The following is a 12,091-nucleotide window of genomic DNA, read 5'->3' as shown; positions in this document are numbered from 1 at the left end:
GCCGGGGCCGTCACTGCGTCGCGGGTGCCGCGGCGGTGAGGAGCAGGTGGGCGAGGTCGGCCGGGCGGGAGAACATCGGCCAGTGGCCGGTGGCCAGTTCGGCCAGCTGCCAGGGCTCGGCGGTGAGCAGGTCGGCCACGTCCTCGTCGGGTTCCTCGCCCGCGAGGAGGCACTTGACGTAGGTCGTGGGCAGGGTGGTGAGGGGGCCGGTCAGGGTGGCGGGCTCGGTGAGGGTGGCGCCCGGGTGCGGGGTCGCGCCGGCGACGATGCGGGCGGTCTGCTCCGCGGTGAGGCCGTGGCCGGCGAAGTGCTCGGGCCGGGCGCAGGGCCAGGAGCCGCCGTTGGCGGCGAGGGCGGCCCGGAGCGAGGTGCCGCCGTCCGGCCAGCCGTCGGCGAAGGAGCGGCCGTCGACGGGGACGGCCGCGTCGACGAGGACCAGCCGGGCCAGCCGGTCGCCGATCCGCTGGGCGGCCTGGCCGACCGGGACGCCCGCGTAGCTGTGGCCGACCAGCACGACCCGGCGCAGGTCGTGGCGTTCGACCTCGGCCACGACGTCCTCGACGTGGGTCCGCTGCCCGGCCGGGACGTCCCGCTTCTCGGCCAGTCCGGACAGCGTCAGCGGGTGGACGGCGTGCCCGGCCGCGCGCAGCGCCGGGGTCACGTCGACCCAGGCCCAGGCGCCGAGCCGGGCACCGGCGACCAGTACGAAGTTCAGCATGACCGCACCGTAGTGGAGCGGCCCGGAGGGCGTCGCGCGGATATCCGGGAGCGGCGGCCGGGTCCGGTCAGCCGAGGACGGCGTCGACCTCCACCTCGACCAGCCAGTCCGGGTCGATGAAGCGGGAGACCTCGACGACGGTGGTGACCGGGCGGACCGCCCCGAAGCGTTCCCCGTGCGCCCGGGCGGCCTCCTCCCAGGCCGTCACGTCGGTGAGCATGATCCTGGTCCGCACCACGTCCGCCAGCGAGGCGCCCGCCTCCGCCAGCGCGGCCTCGACGATGTCCAGGCACCGGACCGTCTGGGCGTGCACGTCACCGGGCCCGACCGTCCTGCCGTCCGCGCCGATCGGCGCGGTGCCCGCCACCGCGACGAACGGCCCCTTGCGGACCGCCCGGGAGAACCCGATGCGCGGTTCCAGGGGCGAACCCGAACTGACCAGCCGGCGCGTGTTGTCCATCGCGCCATGCTGGCAGAGCGGCGGGCGGCCCGGCCACACCGTCCCGAGGTGCGGACGGGCGCGGCCCGCCGGGGCGTCGTCAGGCCCCGGCCAGGGCCGTGAACTCGGCGGTGCGGACGGCGTCCCCGTGCTTGAAGTCGAGGTAGAGCCGGTACGGGCCGGCCGTCGGCGCGACCGCGTGGAAGGTGATCTCCGGGCCGGGTGCGGTGACCCCGTCGCCGGGCTCGCCGTTCGGGTGGACGTGCAGGTAGGCGAGGTCGGCGGCGCGCAGGGCGACCAGGTGGCCGTAGGCGGCCAGGTAGGGCTGGAGGTCGGCGACGGGGGCGCCGTCGCGGGTCACGGTGAAGGTGAGCGGCGCGGCCGCGCCGGCCGTCAACTGCCCGGCCAGAGTGACGGTGTAGCCGTCGACCGTGGCGGTGGCCGAGGCCTCCGGCAGTGGGTGCGCGGCGCTCCCGCCGGGGAGGGTGAGGTCCACGCCGAGGGTGAGCGGGGCGGCGCCGACGGCCTTGAAGTCGGCGTAGGCGTGGTAGGCGGCGGGCCCGTCGAAGGGGTTGGCCACCCGCCAGGTGCCGTCCGCGTCCAGCGTGGGGTGGACGTGCCGGTAGCCGGAGAGGTCGCGGCGGACCACGATCAGGTGCAGCAGGGCCTCGTGCTGGGGCTCGTACGCGGTGACGGGCGCGCCGTCCGGCCCGGTGATCCGGAAGGTGAACTCGCCCTCGGGGCCGACGGTCTCCGGTATCAGGGTGTAGCCCTGGTCGGAGGCCGCCAGCCCCTGCGGGGCGCCGTGCCCGGCGTGGTGGCCGCCGTGGCCGCCGTGGTGGTCACCGTGACCGGCGTGGTGGTCACCGTGACCGGCGTGCTGCTCGTGCTGGTGCTCGTGCTGGTGCTGCTCGTGGTCGTGGTGCTGATGGGTGTTCATACCGTCCACGAACGCGGCCCGTTGCGGCCCCGTTCCCGCGACCGTTCCGCTCCGAGCGAACCGGTCAGGCCGCGACCGCCTCGACCACCGACAGGACCGTCGGCGTGGGCAGGACCCGGGAGAGCCGCAGGCCGGCCCGCCGGAAGAGCTCCGCGAAGTCCTCCTCGGTGCGCTCGCGGCCCGCGAGGGACGCCATCATCATCAGGTCCAGGGCCTTCGACTGGTGCGGGGCGTTCCCCGGGGGGACGACGGCGTCCACGACCAGGACCCGGCCGTCCGGGCGCAGGGCGCGGCGGCAGTGCCCGAGGAGGGTCACACAGCGGTCGTCGTCCCAGTCGTGGGTGATCCGCTTGAGCACGTGGACGTCGCCGGGCGGCACGGCCTCGAAGAAGTCGCCCTCAACCGTCGTCCAGCGGCCCGCGACCTCCGCGGCCGGGCCGAGCCGGTGCCCGGCGAGGACGTGGGCGCGGTCGAAGAGCACCCCGTCCAGGCCCGGGTTGCGGCGCAGCACCTCCAGCAGCAGGCCGCCGTGGCCGCCGGCCACGTCCACCACGGTGCCGGCCTTCGGGAAGTCGCAGGCGGCCGCGATCAGCGCGTTCTCCGGGTCGGACATCGCCGCCATGCCCACGTGGAAGACGGCGGCCGTCCGCTCGTCCTGGGCGAAGTGGTCGAAGAAGGGCATGCCGAACAGCGCCTCGAAGGCCGAGGTGCCGTCGGTGAGACAGCGCGTCAGTTCACCGGCCGGGCGCCACATGGTGCGGTCGGTCAGCATCAGGACGGCCGTCCGCGCGGAGTACGGGACGTCGCCGCGCAGGGCCTGCCCGGTCTCGGTCAGGGCGAAGCGGCCCCGGTCGTCCTCCCGCACCACGCCCCGGGTGGCGAGCAGCCGCAGGACGCGGTGGAGGCCGTCGGCGTCGGTGCCGGTCGCGGCGGCGAGTTCGGCGGGGGCGCGGGGGCCGTCCGCGAGGTGGTCGGCGACCCCGATGTCGGCGGCGGCGCGGAGGGCGGCCGGGAAGAGGAAGCCGAGGGCCTCGTCGATGAGGTGGGCGGCGGAGCGCCGGAAGCCGTCCTCCGCCCCGTCACCGGCGGCGCCACCCGCCTCCGGCGCCCCTCCCTCCGTCTGCTCCGCACCGGGCCTGTCACCGTCGTCCTGCCGCATGCCGTCCTCCTCCTCGCGTCCGAGCCATGTCCGAGCCATGTCCGAGCCGTGTCCGAGCCGTGCCCGAGTCATGTCCGCGCCGTGCCCGAGCCCTGCCCGAGCCCTGCCCGAGTGGTCCTCGGGTGTCCTACGCCTGCGGCCGTGCCCCCTCCCGGTGCCGCCACCGCACCGGGTCGTCGGCGACGGCCCGGGGCCGCGCCCCGGTGGGCGCGCGGTACCCGGCGCAGGAGAGCACCAGCATCTCGCCATCCCCCGGCTGGAACTCGTACGACACCCGCTCCACCCGGCTGCCGATCCCGGCTCCGGCCAGTTCCTCCCGCAGCCGTTCCAGCCCCCGGTACCGCTCGCCGGTGTCGTACACCGTCAGCGGGAACAGCCGGACCTCGCGCCGGGCCACCCGGGCGAGGTCCAGCAGTGCGGCCCGGTGGAACTCCTCGCCCAGCCGGTTGCCGTAGGAGAAGACCAGGTGCGAGCTGAGCACCAGGTCGAAGGAGGCGTCCGGGAAGGGGAGTTCGGGCAGCGCCCCGGCGACGTAGCGCTCCGGGCGGGCGGTGATGTCGGCCCGGAACAGCCGGGAGTTGGCGGTCCACTGCCGGATCAGGTCGTCCGTGTCGGTGTACCAGGACGGGGTGAAGCCCGCCGTCTCGCGCGCCAGCAGCTCCCGTTTGAAGCCGGTCTCCCGCTCGACCAGCAGGCCCAACTCCTCCCGGTGGACGGCGTACTCGCGGTCGACGGCGACCGCGTCGATCCCGCGCCGCCCGGCCTCGGCGACGAAGCTCGCCGCCCCGGCCGGGCAGTCCAGGATGCGCCGGCCGGGGTCGAGGTCGCGGTCGGTGAGCGCGAACATCGCCCGGTACTCGGCGAAGGAGCGTGCGCTGACCAGCACGGGTCAACCCCTTCCGACGAACGGCATGGTGGCCGGCAGCACCACCAGGGACTGGATGGTGGTGTCCGGCGGCTGCGCGGCCATCAGCAGCAGGGCGTCGGTGAAGCGGTCGACCGGGATGGTCGCCTCCACCGCCGAGGTCCCGTCGGCCTGGGTGGCGGCGGGCTGCGGGGCGCCGTCCGGCGGGCTGACGTTGCCGACGTCGATCTGCCCGCAGGTGATGCCGTAGGGCCGGCCGTCCAGGGCGAGCACCTTGGTGAGGCCGAGGACGGCGTGCTTGGCGGCCGTGTAGGCGTGGGAGTGGGGGCGCGGCACGTGCGCGGAGGGCGCGCCGTTGTTGATGATCCGGCCGCCCTGCGGCTGCTGGGTGCTCATCAGCCGGAAGGCCTCCCGGGCGCACAGGAAGCTGCCGGTGACGATGGTGTCCAGGACGCGGTTCCAGTCCTGGAAGGTCGTCTCGGTGATGGGCCGGCGCGGGGCGGCGGCGCCCGCGTTGTTGAAGAGCAGGTCGAGCCGGCCGTAGCGGTCGCGGACGGCGTCGAACAGCCGGGAGACCTCCTCGGGGTTGCGGATGTCGGTGGGCACGGCCAGCACCCGTTCCGGGTCGACGGCCCCGGTGTCGACGGCGAGCGCGGCGGTCTCCTCCAGCGCGTCCTTGCGGCGGCCCGCGAGCACCAGCGTCCAGCCGGCGCCGGCCAGGGCCAGCGCGGAGGCCCGGCCGAGCCCGCTGCCGCCGCCGGTGACCACGGCGACCTTTCCGTCCGGTCGGTTCACGGCGTCCATGTCTCCCCCTCGTTGAGCCAGATCCGCAGCATCCGCCGGGCGTACCGGCCGGGTTCGTCGACGTACGCCGAACGTCCGTGCAGGACACGGCTGTTGCGGATGATCAGCAGGTCGCCGGCGGCCATCGGCAGGCCGAAGGCGATCTCCGGGCGGTACAGCACCTCGTCCAGCACGCCGAGCGCGTCCCACTGACGGTCCGTCAGCTCCGGTCCGCCGCGGTCGGGTGAGGAGCGGACGGTACGGGTCTGGTAGTAGCAGCCGGTCGTGCCGTCCTTCCTCGGGTACAGGATCGGGGTGACGACCCGCTGCGGGCCCGCCCGGCCGGTCCGGTCAAAGGTCCAGTCCTCGCAGAGCGTGGCCAGGGCGTCCGGCCGTTCCCGGCCGATCAGGTCGTGGACGTGCCGGGCGCTCGCCAGCTTGGTCAGCCCCCCGCCATGGTAGGCGGGTTGGAGGCAGAGCAGGACGAGCAGGTCGCAGGTGTCGCAGTGGAATCCGAGTTCGGTGTTGCCGTCCCCGTCGTGGTCGCGCAGCACCGAGGTGAGGTCGCCGCGGCCGTTCTGCGGGACGATCCGGCCGTGGTCCCGCAGCAGGAAGGAGAGCACCTCGGTGATCTCGCGCTCCGGCTGCTCCGGGTCGACCAGGTTGGCGACGTGGGTGATCCCGACCGAGTCGACGGCCTCCCGGACGAAGGACCGCAGCCGCTCGCGCACCGGCCCGGCCGAGCCCCAGCGCCGGGCCCGGGCGTCGGCCCACAGCAGGTTCCGCTCACCGTCGCTCAGCGGCAGCGACCACATCTGCCGCCGGGCCTCCAACTCCAGGCTGCTCCAGCCGATCTCGGTCACGGTGTGCTCGTTCACAGCGCCTCCTCCTGCCCCGTCCCGGCCGCGACGGCCTTGGACCAGAGCGCCAGTGCCTCGTCGACCTGCGCGGCCGTGACGACCAGCGCGGGGATCATCCGGACCACGTTGAGGTGGATCCCGCAGAGCAGCAGGAGCAGTCCGAGCTCGGCCGCCGCCTGCTGGACCCGCCGGGCCGTCTCCGGGTCCGGCGAGCCGTCCGGGCGGCAGAACTCACTGGCCGCCATCAGCCCGAGGCCCCGGACGTCGCCGATGCCGGGCACCCCGGCGGCGACCGTCCGCAGGCCGTCCAGCAGCCGTTCGCCCTGCTCGGCCGCGTTCTCCACCAGCCGTTCCTCGCGCAGCACGTCCAGGGTGGCCAGGGCGGCGGCGCAGGCCACCGGGTTCCCGCCGTAGGTGCCGCCCTGGGAGCCGGGCCAGGCGCGCCGCATCAGATCGGTCGGCGCGGCGACGGCGGACAGCGGGAAGCCGCTGGCCAGGCCCTTGGCGGTGATCAGCACGTCGGGCCGGAAGCCCTCCCCGTACGGGTGGGCCGCCTCGTGCTGGTGGGCCCAGAACCGGCCGGTGCGGCCGAAGCCGGTCTGCACCTCGTCCAGCACCAGCAGCAGGCCGTGCCGGTCGGCGCGCTCGCGCAGCCCGGCCAGAAACCCGGCCGGGGCGGGGACGTAACCGCCCTCGCCGAGCACCGGTTCGACGAACAGGGCGGCGGTCTCGGCGGGGGCGGAGACGGTGGCCAGCACCTCGTCCAGCCCGCGCAGGGCGTGCGCCACCGCCTCCTCCTCGGACAGTCCGAGCCGGAAGGCGGCCGGGAAGGGCGCCACCGCGACCCCGGGCGGCAGCGGGCCGATGCCCGCCCGGAAGCGGGTCCCGGCGGTGGTGAGCGAGGCGGCGCCCATGGTGCGGCCGTGGAAGGAGCCCTCGAAGACGATCACGTTCTGCCGCCCGGTGGCGTGCCGGACCAGCCGCAGCGCCGTCTCCACCGCCTCCGTCCCGGCGGTGGCGAAGCAGAGCGAGTCCAGGCCGGGCGGCAGGACGTCGCCCAACCGGTCCGCGAGGGTGAGCAGTTGGTCGTGCAGCACGGTGGTGTACTGGCCGTGCAGCAGCCGGCCGGCCTGTTCGCGGACGGCCTCGACCACCCTCGGGTGGCAGTGGCCGGTGCTGGTCACGCCGACGCCGGAGGTGAAGTCGAGGTAGCGGCGGCCGGCGGCGTCGTAGAGGTGGAGGCCCTCGCCGCGTACGGCGACGACGGGGGTGGCCTGCTTGAGCACGGGGGAGAGCTGGGACAACGGAGTCTGCCTTCTCTCGAGGCGGGACGGATCGGCGGGTCGGATCGGCGGGGCGAAGGGTCGGCAGGTACGGGACGGGACAGGTCGGTAGGGGCAGAACAGGTCGGTCCGGACGGCGAGGCGAAACGGTTCAGCGGGGTGGCGGCAGGTGGCCGGCCTCGGCGGCCCAGGTCTGCGCGGCCGCCCACCACTGCGCCGTCGGCGCGGCGAAGCGGACGCCCAGCCGGTCCAGCACGGCGGTGGTGTACCCGCAGTCCACCCGGACGTTGCGCTCCTCCTGCTGGGCCCAGGCAGCGGCCAGCCGGGCGGCCGTCGGGTGCCGCCGCTCGGCCCGGGCGATGGCGGCCGCGAAGCCCGCCTCGTCGGTGAGCCGGACGGGGCGGCCGTGCGCGGCGAGCCAGCCCACCAGTTCGTCGTGCGGCGTCCGGTGCGGGTTCTCGACGTGGTACGCGCCGGGCGCCGCGTACGGGTCGAGGGCGATCGCGGCGATCCCGGCGGCCACCGTGTCCACGTACGAGAACGCGAAGGCCGTGTCCGGGCGGCGGGGGGCGGCGCCGGCCAGCAGGTAGCCGCGCACCAGCTGGTAGACCCGGTTGTCGCCGGAGTTGGCCTGGAAGGCGCCGGTCAGGCTGTGCGCGGCGATGTGGCCGCTGCGGTACAGGTAGGCGGGGTGCCCGCCGGCCGCCCAGGCCCGGACGGCCTGCTCGGCCCGGTACTTGCTGCGCTCGTACGGGGTGCGGAACCGCTGACCGATCCACAGGTCCGCCTCGCCGAACCGGCGCGGGGGGCCGTCCACGCCGCCGGACACGGTCAGCGTGGAGACGTGGTGGAGCCGGGCCTGCGGGGTGTGCTCGCCGACCCAGCCGAGCAGTCGGCGCACCGCCGCGTGGTTGGCCCGCTCCAGTTCCTCGGGCGCCGCGACCAGCCGGACGTCCGCCGCCGCGTGCACCACGATCCGGGCCTCCCGGGCCCGTTCCAGCCCGGCCGGGGACAGGCCCAGACCGTCCCGTTCGAGGTCCCCGGCGACGACGTGGGCGGCCGTCCCACCGGCCCGCCCGCCGTTCAGCCCACCGGACAGCCGCCGGACCGCCGCGGCGTCGTCGGCGGCCCGCACCAGGCAGGTGACCACGGCGCCGCGCCGCCCGAAGGCCTCCAGCAGGTGCCGCCCGAGGTAGCCGGTGGCGCCGGTGAGCAGCACCCGGGCGGGTTCCCGGACGACCGCCCGGGCGGTGGGTGCCACCCCGCTGTGCAGCAGCTGCCCGGAGGTGGACAGCGGCGAGCGGACGGGCTCGTCGGCGGTCGGCCCGCCGAGCACCGCGGCGAAGCGGTCGAGGACCCGCCGGGCGGCCGGGTGCCCCACCGCCGGCCATCCGTACACCAGGTCGGCGACCAGGCGCCGCTCCACCACCCGGGCGGTGAGCCGCAGCCGGTACAGCGGGTCGCCGCCGGTGCAGCGGGCCGTACCGGCCTGCTCGTCGGCGACGGTCCAGTCCAGCGCGGGTTCCTCGGGCAGCCGGAAGGTGCCGAGGAAGTTGAACCCGAGGTCCGGCCGCGCACCGGGGGCGTCCATCGGCCGGACGGGCGCCTCGCTCAGCCGGCGGGCCGTCTCCGCCGGTCCGGCGCCGCCCGCAGGGTCCAGCTCGACGTGCTTGACGGCGGTGAACCAGCCGACGGTGTCCAGGAATTCGCCCGGGTCGCCGACCGCGTCCCGGCCGTGGGTCTCGACCTCCACGGCGAGCCGGGGCCCGCGGCCGTCCGTGCCGAGGGCGGCTTCGGCCCGCACGACGGCCTCGGCGAAGGCGTCCAGCAGGACGGCCTCCAGCCCGGCGCCGCCGCCGTGCCGGGCGACCAGCCGGGCGGTGGCGTCGGCGTCCAACGCCCAGCTGAGCGCGGCCGGTCGCCCGGGCGGACCGGGGTCGGCGGCGGGGGCGGGGGCAGCGGGCGCGGCGGGCGCGGCTGCGGCCGCCCACCGGTAGAAGTCGGCCGTCGGCGGCAGTCCGACCGGCTCGCCGTCCAGCACCGCCCGGTAGGCCCGGGCGAGGTCGTCCAGCACGATCCGCCAGGACAGCCCGTCGACCACCAGGTGGTGGGCGATCAGCGCGAGCCGCTGGTCGGTGCCGGGCGGGCCGGTGAACAGGTGGGCGCGCAGCAGCCGGCCGGCCAAGGGGTCCAGGCTGCGGTGGAGTTCGGTGCAGACCCCGGCGACGGTGTCGGCGATCGCCCGCGCGGCGCCCGGGATGCGGGAGTGGGAGAGCGGGTCGAGGTCCGCGACGGCGAGCGGTTCGCCGGGGCCGTCCGGGCCGACGGGTCGGCGCAGCGCCGGGTGGCCTTCCAGGACGGCCGCGAGTGCCGCCGAGAGCGCGGCCGGGTCGACGTCGGCGCGGCAGCGCAGCAGTACCGACTGGTTCCAGTGCCGCAGGTCGTCGACCGCCCGCTGCCGGTACAACCAGCGCTGGGCGGGCGCGAGTTGACCGGTGCCCGGGTGCTGCGGCGCCGGTGCGGGGACGCCCACGGGCACGGCCGCCGACGCCAGCCCGGCCGCCGTCGGGTACCGGTAGAAGTCCTCGTGGGTGACCCGCAGCCCGGAGCGGCGGAGCAGGGCGATGGTGCGCATGGCGAGGATGGAGTCCCCGCCGAGGTCGATCACGTCCGTCCGCGGTCCGATCCGGGGCAGGCCGAGCGCGCCGGCCCAGAACCGGGCGATCTCCCCGGCCGGACCGTCCCTGTCCCCGGCCGCATCCGCCACGTCCGTCGCAGCCGTCGCAGCCGCCGTACCGTCCGAACCCGCCGGGCCCTCCGCACCGGTCGGCTCGGCGCGGGCCTCGACCAGTCGGTCCACCAGCTCGGCCAACCGGGCCCGGTCCAGTTTGCCGTTCGGCCCGAACGGGAAGTCGGGCAGCACCAGGAGCGGCTGCGGCACGGAGTAGCCGGGCAGCCGGTCGCGCAGCCGGTCGACCAGTCCCGACAGGTCGACGGCGGGATCCAGCAGCCGTACCACGCCGATCAGTTGGCTCCCGGGGGAGGTCTCCCGCAGCAGTGCCGCCGAGCCCGCCACGCCCGGGTACCCGTCCATCGCCCGCTCGACCTCGGCGAGGTCGACCCGGTACCCGCGGACCTTGACCTGCCGGTCCACCCGGCCGAGGAACACCAGGTCGCCGTCGGCCCGTCGCCGGCACAGGTCGCCGGTCCGGTAGGTCCGTCGGCCGTCCAGCCGGAGGAAGCCCCGGGCGGTCTCCTCGGGCCGTCCGAAGTACCCGGCGCTGACACCCCGCCCGCCGATCAGCAGTTCCCCCACCGTGCCGTCGGCCACCGGCCGCCCGGCGCCGTCCACCACGGTGAGCAGCACCTCGCCGATGCCGCTGCCGATCGGCACGGTCGCTTCCCCGTCCGGGAGTTGGCGGGCGCTGGTGGCCAGGAAGCAGGTCGCGCCGACGGTCGTCTCGGTCGGTCCGTAGTGGTTGACCAGCCGTTCGGTGACGCCGTCGTCGAGCAGGGCGGCCGCGAGCGGGCGGGGCAGCGCCTCGCCGCCGAGCAGCAGGGTGCGCAGCGGCGGGGTGCCCGCCGGGCGGCCCTCCAGCAGCGCGGCCAGGTGGGAGGGGGTGGTCTTCAGGGTGTCGACCCCGGCGCGGCGCAGCGTGGTCCAGAACGCCGTGGGGTCGCGCACCTCCCGGTCGGGGACCACGTGCACCGAGCCGCCGGTGGCCAGGGCGAGCAGCCAGGCGGTGTGGCCGAGGTCGGCGGCGAGGGTGGTGACGTGGGCGAGCCGGGGGGCGTCGGCCTCGGTGAGCCCGAGCCGGTCGGCCAGGGCGTGGGCGTAGTGGACGGCGTTGGCGTGGGTGACGGTCACGGCCTTGGGCTCGCCGCCGGATCCGGAGGTGAAGGACAGGTACGCCGGGTCCTCCCCGCCGGGCCCGCCGCCCTCCTCGGCGGGCCCGCCCGCCGGCCCGTCCTCCGGCCCGCCCGCCAGCACGTCGACGACCTCGACGCCCGGGCCGGCGGCCCCGCCCTCGGTGGCGAGCACCCGCCCCACCCCGACGGCGGCCAGCCGCCGGGCCAGGTCGGCGGCCGTCCAGTCCGGGTCGGTCAGCACGGCGGCCGCGCCGGAGCGCAGCACCCCGTGCAGCAGCACCAGCATCCGGGCGTCCCGGGGGCCGAGCAGGGCGACCCGGTCGCCGCGCCCGGTGCCGCCGGCGGCCAGCCGGGCGGCGATCCGCCCGGCGGCGGCGTCCAGGGTGCGGTGGTCGACGGTGCGGCGGCCGTCGCTGACGGCGGGCCGGTCGGGGTGGGTGCGGGCGCGCTCGGACAGCAGGGCGGTGAGCGAGCCGGTGTCGGGCGCGGTGGCCCGGAGGTGCTGGGTCGCGGAGGTCACGCCGGCTCGTCCCCCGTCCGGACCACGCGGGCTGTACGGGCCGTACGCGCCGGGTCGGCCGTACGGGCTGTGCCGGCCGCGCGGTGCGAACGGACCGTACGGCCCGGCCCGGGCGGGTCGAGGCCGGCCGGGTCCCCCGCCAGGTACCCGTCCAGCACGGTGCCGTCGCGCAGGCGTCCGGCCAGTTCCCAGGCCAGCATGCGGTGCAGGCCGTCGACGTGGATCAGCCCGTGCCGGACCGCCAGCCGCTCGTAGTCGGGGTGGTCGACCGGCGCGGTGGCGAGGTAGAGCGCGGTGAACGGTGCCCGGCCGAGCAGCCGGAGCTTCCCCGAGCAGACCGGGTTGGCCGCCGCCCAGTCGGCGCCGCCGGAGCGGACGCGTTCGACCGCGCGGGCGACGGTCAGCCCGGTGCGCGGGACGAGTTCGCGCTCGCCGCCCTCGCTGAGGTGCCAGGGCAGGACCACGCCGAGCACGTCGGCCCGGGTCAGCCGGACCCGCCACCAGCCGCCGGGGACCTCCTCGTCGGCGCGTTCCAGGTTCTCCTCGCCGTACAGGTTGGTGTTGCCCTCGTGGGCGCGTTCCACCGGATGGTCCCGCAGGTAGGCCCGGTGGACCTCGGAGTAGGCGACGGCGCTGACGATCTCCACGGCGGTG

Annotated in this window: 10 protein-coding genes; all 10 read right to left on the bottom strand. The window is 76.4% G+C overall.

The features are described from left to right. Positions 1-10 precede the first annotated feature (10 nt). A complete protein-coding gene (locus tag ACFXOZ_RS03925) occupies positions 11-718 on the bottom strand; it encodes an alpha/beta fold hydrolase (RefSeq protein ID WP_380587170.1) in 708 nt (235 codons plus the stop codon). A 67-nt stretch (positions 719-785) separates the two neighbouring features. Further along, positions 786-1,178 (bottom strand): RidA family protein, encoded by a 393-nt coding sequence (locus ACFXOZ_RS03920; RefSeq protein WP_380524735.1) that lies wholly within the window; start codon positions 1,176-1,178, stop codon positions 786-788. A gap of 79 nt (positions 1,179-1,257) precedes the next feature. Continuing rightward, on the bottom strand, positions 1,258-2,097 hold the full coding sequence (locus tag ACFXOZ_RS03915) for a hypothetical protein (protein ID WP_380587167.1): 840 nt from the start codon (positions 2,095-2,097) through the stop codon (positions 1,258-1,260). A gap of 64 nt (positions 2,098-2,161) precedes the next feature. After that, on the bottom strand, positions 2,162-3,256 hold the full coding sequence (locus ACFXOZ_RS03910) for a methyltransferase (RefSeq protein ID WP_380587164.1): 1,095 nt from the start codon (positions 3,254-3,256) through the stop codon (positions 2,162-2,164). 127 nt (positions 3,257-3,383) lie between these two features. Continuing rightward, a complete protein-coding gene (locus ACFXOZ_RS03905; protein ID WP_375886168.1) occupies positions 3,384-4,142 on the bottom strand; it encodes a methyltransferase domain-containing protein in 759 nt (252 codons plus the stop codon). Positions 4,143-4,145: 3 nt separating this feature from the next. Next, complete coding sequence (locus tag ACFXOZ_RS03900; protein WP_380524739.1) at positions 4,146-4,925, bottom strand: SDR family oxidoreductase; 780 nt, start codon at positions 4,923-4,925, stop codon at positions 4,146-4,148. Then, complete coding sequence (locus ACFXOZ_RS03895) at positions 4,913-5,782, bottom strand: TauD/TfdA family dioxygenase (protein WP_380524740.1); 870 nt, start codon at positions 5,780-5,782, stop codon at positions 4,913-4,915. The genes ACFXOZ_RS03900 and ACFXOZ_RS03895 overlap by 13 nt, the downstream gene beginning before the upstream one ends. After that, positions 5,779-7,068, bottom strand: coding sequence for an aspartate aminotransferase family protein (locus tag ACFXOZ_RS03890; RefSeq protein WP_380587161.1), 1,290 nt, complete (start codon positions 7,066-7,068; stop codon positions 5,779-5,781). Before ACFXOZ_RS03890 ends, ACFXOZ_RS03895 begins: the two co-directional genes overlap by 4 nt. Positions 7,069-7,198: 130 nt before the next feature. Then, positions 7,199-11,437 (bottom strand): AMP-binding protein, encoded by a 4,239-nt coding sequence (locus ACFXOZ_RS03885; protein WP_380587158.1) that lies wholly within the window; start codon positions 11,435-11,437, stop codon positions 7,199-7,201. Further along, entirely contained in the window at positions 11,434-12,084 is a 651-nt protein-coding gene (locus ACFXOZ_RS03880; protein WP_380587155.1) for a DUF6309 family protein, read from the bottom strand. The genes ACFXOZ_RS03885 and ACFXOZ_RS03880 overlap by 4 nt, the downstream gene beginning before the upstream one ends. Between the last annotated feature and the right edge of the window lie 7 nt (positions 12,085-12,091).

It is taken from the genome of Kitasatospora sp. NPDC059160 (assembly GCF_042755465.1).
Lineage (GTDB): Bacteria > Actinomycetota > Actinomycetes > Streptomycetales > Streptomycetaceae > Kitasatospora.
Note: the sequence above shows the minus strand (reverse complement) of the source record. Positions and strands in the feature narration are given on the sequence as shown.